Annotated in this window: 6 protein-coding genes; 3 read left to right on the top strand and 3 right to left on the bottom strand. The window is 37.9% G+C overall.

The window, feature by feature from the left end; genetic code table 11:
- Positions 1–154: 154 nt before the first annotated feature.
- Genes ACXJIE_RS08605 through ACXJIE_RS08595 form a run of 3 tightly spaced genes read right to left on the bottom strand, consistent with a single transcriptional unit; the run spans position 155 to position 2869 of the window.
- Positions 155–553 (bottom strand): PaaI family thioesterase, encoded by a 399-nt coding sequence (locus tag ACXJIE_RS08605; protein ID WP_456480564.1) that lies wholly within the window; start codon positions 551–553, stop codon positions 155–157.
- Positions 540–1064, bottom strand: coding sequence for a 2-oxoacid:acceptor oxidoreductase family protein (locus tag ACXJIE_RS08600; protein WP_456480563.1), 525 nt, complete (start codon positions 1062–1064; stop codon positions 540–542). The genes ACXJIE_RS08605 and ACXJIE_RS08600 overlap by 14 nt, the downstream gene beginning before the upstream one ends.
- Positions 1061–2869: a thiamine pyrophosphate-dependent enzyme gene (locus ACXJIE_RS08595; protein WP_456480562.1), complete on the bottom strand. Its 1809-nt coding sequence runs from the start codon at positions 2867–2869 to the stop codon at positions 1061–1063. The genes ACXJIE_RS08600 and ACXJIE_RS08595 overlap by 4 nt, the downstream gene beginning before the upstream one ends.
- Before the next feature lie 113 nt (positions 2870–2982).
- On the opposite strand from ACXJIE_RS08595, the gene ACXJIE_RS08590 reads away from it, so the two are divergent.
- The 3 genes from ACXJIE_RS08590 to uvrC form a co-directional block, all read left to right on the top strand.
- Positions 2983–3156, top strand: a complete 174-nt coding sequence (locus ACXJIE_RS08590; RefSeq protein ID WP_456480561.1) for a symporter small accessory protein — start codon at positions 2983–2985, stop codon at positions 3154–3156.
- Positions 3153–4796, top strand: a complete 1644-nt coding sequence (locus ACXJIE_RS08585; RefSeq protein WP_456480560.1) for a sodium:solute symporter family protein — start codon at positions 3153–3155, stop codon at positions 4794–4796. The genes ACXJIE_RS08590 and ACXJIE_RS08585 overlap by 4 nt, the downstream gene beginning before the upstream one ends.
- 43 nt (positions 4797–4839) lie before the next feature.
- Positions 4840–5966: excinuclease ABC subunit UvrC (gene uvrC / locus ACXJIE_RS08580; protein WP_456480559.1), on the top strand; the 1127-nt coding region annotated here is incomplete at its 3' end.

The following is a 5966-nucleotide window of genomic DNA, read 5'->3' as shown; positions in this document are numbered from 1 at the left end:
TTAACTGAACTTTTTCAATTTCTTCCCTGCTTGCACTTTCTATTTTATTCCATATCATTTTTTCCTCCTTTTGTTTTTATATCGAATATTTTTTTACATAAATATTTAATTCTCAATTTTGAATTTTCCATTTTCCATTGAAACATTTCACATTTCAAATCACATCTTTTTTAGTTTTATAAACCGTTCCCGTAAAAAACGCTATTTTTTTCTCACCGTTTGTTATTATCACTTCATAAGTTCCGAGTCTGTTGCTCTCATCCACGAGTCTGGCTTCAGCTATCAGTTTGTCCCCGAGTTTTCCTGCGTGAATAAAGGATATGGATGTGTTGATGGCCAAAGACACCTTTCCGAACGAATTGCTTGCAACCGCAAAAGCGAAATCGGCAAGGGTAAATATCGCCCCGCCGTGCGCCACACCGGCCTGATTAAGATGAAACTCTGTTATTTTAAGGGCAGCTTTTGCATACCCGTAATGCACTTCCAAAAGTTCTATTCCTATATTTTTGGAAAATTCCCTGCCTTCGGCAAAAAAAGTTTTAATTTTTTCCATATTCAAGCGCTTTATTTAAAATATCAAAGTTTTGAGGGGCGAATTTAGGATTTATCTCTTCAATCGCCGCTTTTACCTCATCCACACTGAAAGGGAAATCCTTTACTCTTGCCAAAGTCAGCCCCAGCATAAAGACATTAAGCCCTTTAGCGTCAAAAATCCCTTCTTCCGCCAGTCCGTTTGCATTCACGGCAAACACGTTTGCGTCAATTTCAGGAAATTCGTCCGCATTTACTATTACATTTCCGCCTCTTTTAAGATATGGAAGATTGAGGATTGCTTCATCTTTGTCAAGTCCTATCAGCAAATCAGCCTGGGCGAGATCAATTAAAGGATTGTAAAAATCCCCTATTTTGATATGAGAGCTTACACTTCCTCCTCTCTGACTCATTCCGTGATTTTCAGTTCCTAAAAATTTATACCCTTTTTTACCGGCACATATACTGAGTACCTTTACCAAAAAGACAACTCCCTGTCCTCCGAATCCCGCAACAACTATCTGATATTTCATTTTTCATCCTTTCTTGGAATAAATGCGTCCGTCGGACATATACCGCTTATACATACACCGCAGCCTATACATAAAAGCGGATCGATTTCGATTTTGCCTCTTTCGTTGTAATGCATCGGAGGACAAACGTATTGAGTTGTGCACACATCACACGCCACACATTTTTCCTCATCAACGGTAGCAAAAATTCCCGGAAGAAACTGAGTGGCCCTTTCTTTATCAAGTACACAGTACTGACGGCTGATTACCACAAGCGGTCTGTCGGTTTCGTCGAATCTTTTTTTCACTTCTTTAAAGAAATTGATTGTCTCATTAATATCTGGTTTGTAAAAATATTCCATAACTTCCGCGCCGCATCCTTCGGCCACTTTTTTAATATCCACTTCACCGCTTGTAGCCCTCTCAGGTGTAGTCTGGCGGCCTGTCATTGCGGTAGTAGAATTGTCAAGTATTACAAGTATGAATTTAGCCTTTTGATATACGGCGTTTATAAGCGGAGCCGTTCCCGAATGGAAAAACGTGGAATCCCCGATAGTCGCAATAACCGTTTTGTTTTTATCCGCTATGGAAAATCCGTGAGCCATTGATACACTTCCACCCATACATAAAACGGTATCGATTGCGTCAAGATTGATTCCAAGCGTATAACATCCGATATCTGAAGGATAAATCGATTTTTTCGGTCTGAATACCTTTTTAATTGCAAAATATACATCCCTGTGAGGACATCCGGGACATAGATTCGGTTTTCTCATTTTAGGATTTTCGGGCGTAAATACAGGTTTATAAATGTTTTCACCTTCGTAAAAACCTATTTTTGTTAACGCTTCAAGAACCCTTTCTTTGTTCATCTCATCTATTTGGTGCATATGCCCGCTCATTCTGCCGTAAACGTTTTCGCATCTTATTTCTTCTTCTATTACAGGATAAGTCTCTTCAACCACAAGAACTTTGTTATATTTTTTAACAAGTTCTTTAAGTTTATCCGCAGGTAGAGGATACGGCATATCAATTTTTAAAAGATCTATATCAAGCCCGAGTTCTTCCAAAACTTCTTTTACATAACCGTAAGCCGTCCCGCTTGAAACAATAAGATTTTTAGTTCCTTTAAGTTCTTTTATTTTAGGCTTTATCAGTTCATTATAATTATATTCTCTTATTTTATCTATCCTATCAAGCTGTTCGTAAGCCTGTTTTAATCTTCCGGCTCTCGGAACCGCCGCCCATCTCGGAATATCACGCTTGAAACTGCCTTCGGTGTCTTTAAATTCAAAATCACCATCAATTTCCACGATTTCCCTTGAATGTGAAACCCTCATAACGGTTCTGAGCATTACGGGAATTTCAAAATCTTTGGAAATTTCACTTGCAAGTTTCGTAAAATCGTAAGCTTCCTGAGGGGTTGCCGGATCAACCACGGGAATTCTGGCAAACCTGGCAAACTCCCGGCTGTCCTGCTCCGTCTGGGAAGAGTTAAACCCGGGATCATCCGCCACAATTAATACAAATGCCCCTTTGTTTCCTATAAAAGAGGCGCTCATAAGTGCGTCGCTTGCCACATTCAGCCCGACCTGCTTCATCGTTGCGGCTGCGTTTACACCGGCTACCGCCCCGGCGTATGCGACTTCAAAGCCGACTTTTTCATTCGTAGCCCACTCTGCGTAAATTGGCAGATCTTTTTTTATTTTCTGTACGGTTGTAAGTATCTCGCTCGAGGGAGTTCCCGGATAACCGCTTATCATTTTAGTATTTGAATGCAAAAGCCCGTAGGCGATAGCTTCATTTCCCATTAATGTCAACTTCATACTTCACCTTTGTGTAGAATTTAAACAATGATAGCAAAAATTTTTTTAATTTTTGATTAATTTTCATAAATTTAGGTAAAATTTAGTTGATATGATAACAAAAAGGAGAAAAAATGTCGCATTTTGATATGGGTGTCAGTCTGGCTTTCTGGCTGACGATACTCAGTGCATTACTCTGTGTAGTTTACGGAATTATCAATTGGAACAAGGGTGATGAAGAAAGTAATGAAGTTCTGCTTGCAAAGTGGGCTGAAGAAGAAAAAGAAATAAATGAGGAGTTGTTATGAGTTTTTTAGAAATTGCAATAATCATCCTGTATTTAGTAGCGGTAGGATGGCTAGGATGGATGGGATATTCAAAAACAAAAACTTCAACCGATTATTTACTTGCGGGTCGTGACACCCATCCTTTCGTAATGGCGTTAAGTTACGGAGCCACTTTCATTTCAACTGCGGCTATAGTCGGATTCGGCGGTGTTGCGGCTTGGCTTGGAAATTCGCTTTTGTGGCTGACTTTTCTTAACATTTTCGTAGGTGTGTTTATCGCTTTTGTTTTCATTGGAAATCCTACGAGAAAAATGGGACTAAGACTTGACGCTCATACGTTTCCTGAATTTTTAGGGAAAAGATATGATTCTAAATTTATTCAGATATTTGCGGCGGTAATTATTTTAGCGTTTATGCCGCTTTACGCTACTGCGGTATTAATCGGCGGCGTTCAGTTTTTAAGCGTCTATTTCGGTGTAAATTACCATATCGCACTTTTGATATTTTCACTTATAATTACGGCTTACGTATTGGCCGGAGGGCTCAAAGGCGTTATGTACACGGATGCCCTTCAGGGAAGTATTATGTTTATTGCTATGGTTTTCTTAATCGTTATGGTTGTAAGTTCTCTTGGCGGAATTGACGCAGCATTTGCCAAACTTGATCACGTATGGCAAGTAACGGTAGTTGATAGACTCTCGGGCGTATCATTAAAAGAGTTAGTTCCAGGAAGCGGTGATTTTATGATGAAATTATCACAGCTTTGGGGATTTGAAGGATGGAACAAAATGCCTGTGTTTATGAGTCCTGGATGGCTTTTTGTAATTACCACTATTACATTAGGAGTTGGTATAGGTGTTCTAGCCCAACCTCAGTTAATCGTTAGATTTATGACTGTTAAAAGTAAAAAAGAACTTAATAGAGCAGTTTTAGTTGGTGGTGTTTTTATTTTAGCTATGACAGGTGTTATTTTTATAGTCGGAAGCCTTACAAACGCATGGTATTTTGAAAATATGGGTGGTAAAAACTCTCTTGAGGCTGCGGGAGCTATCGGAAAAGTTATACCTCACTTTATAAACAGCGCACTGCCTCACTGGTTTAGCTTTATATTCCTTTTCGCACTAATCTCAGCGGCAATGTCAACCCTATCAAGCCAGTTTCACACAATGGGTACGGCTGTCGGTAGGGATATTTTTGAAAGCCTCGGAGCAGACAGGGAAAAAACAACTCTTTGGACAAAAATCGGTATTGTTATCGTAATTTTATTCTCAGTATTTTTAGCTTATAAATTCCAAAAAGCACCGGCAATTATCGCCAGGTCAACGGCTATATTCTTTGCACTTTGCGCTTCTATTTTCTTACCTAGTTTCATATTCGGGCTTTTCTTTAAAAGAATTACAAAACCAGCGGCAATTGCCAGTATGATTGTCGGGTTTTTAACATCATCATTCTGGCTTCTTTTCTGCCACTTCAAAGAAGCTAAATCTTTAGGAGTGGCAAAAGCACTTTTCGGTGTTAATTCAATTTTAGGACACAGCAAATGGGCTTTTGTTGACGCCCTTGTAATTGCTTTACCACTTTCTACGATAACACTTCTGATAGTAACAGCTCTTACGAAACCTGATGAAAACATCATTAAAAGAGCATTCGGAAGAAACTGATTTTCTTCCTTTTTTATTATAATTTCACTAAAAAAGGCATGCATTGTCATTTAGTGAAAAAATAAAATCCTTACCCGATCAGCCCGGAATTTATCAGTATTTTGACGAAAACGGAAAACTTTTATACATAGGGAAAGCAAAAAGCCTTAAAAAACGTGTAAAAAGCTATTTCCGTTTTAACCCGTTCAGACCTGCGGATAATTTGTCACCCAGAATATATAAAATGATTAGTGAAGCTAAAGATATAAATTATATAGTGGTAGAAAATGAAAACGACGCTCTTATACTTGAAAATTCTTTAATTAAACAGCTAAAACCTAAATATAATATTTTACTTCGTGACGATAAAACATACCCTTATATATACATCGATCTTGACGAGCCTTTTCCGATGCCACAAATTACGCGTAAAGTGGTAAAAGGCAAAAACATAAAATATTTCGGACCATTCAGCAGCGGTGCAAGTGCGATACTAAAAACGATATATGAAGAAATACCTCTTGTTCAATCAAAAAACTGTCTAAAAAGCAGTAAGGCTTGTTTATATCACCAGATAGGGAGATGTTTGGCTCCATGCGTTGGCAAGGTTACAAGCCGTGAATATATGAAATATGTCAATCAGGCGATAGCACTTATACATGATAAAGAAAAAATACTTGAAATTTTAAACCAAAAAATGCAAAAATACGCCGAAAATCTGCAGTTTGAAGAAGCTGCGGAAATAAGGGACAGAATCAAATCCATTGAAAGCGCTGAAATTTATTCTCACGTTGATTTGGCAAAACTTGAAGATTTAGATATATTTGCTGTTGAAATATTCAATAAAAAAGCTGTAGTTATCAGGATATTCGTCAGACAGGGAAAAGTGGTTGCAAGCAGCAATTCCGTTATCAATTCTCAAACTATACCCGAAATAGGAGAAATTTATACAAGAGCAATACTTGAGTTTTATTCAACCGAAACACCGTTTACCTCAAACAAAATTTTAGTCGGAGACGATTTTGAAGAAAGAGAATGGTTAAGTCAGGTTTTAAGCGAAAAGTTTAATAAAAAAATCAACATCATAACCCCTACTACAAAAGAGAGAAAAAGCCTAATAAAACTTGCAAAATTAAATGCTCTTGAAGTGATCAAAAACCAAAAAGAAAATAATATTTTAGATGAACTTAA

Source organism: Nautilia sp., assembly GCF_053994455.1.
The sequence above is the reverse complement of the archived record's forward strand: the minus strand, read 5'-3'. Positions and strand labels throughout refer to the sequence as shown.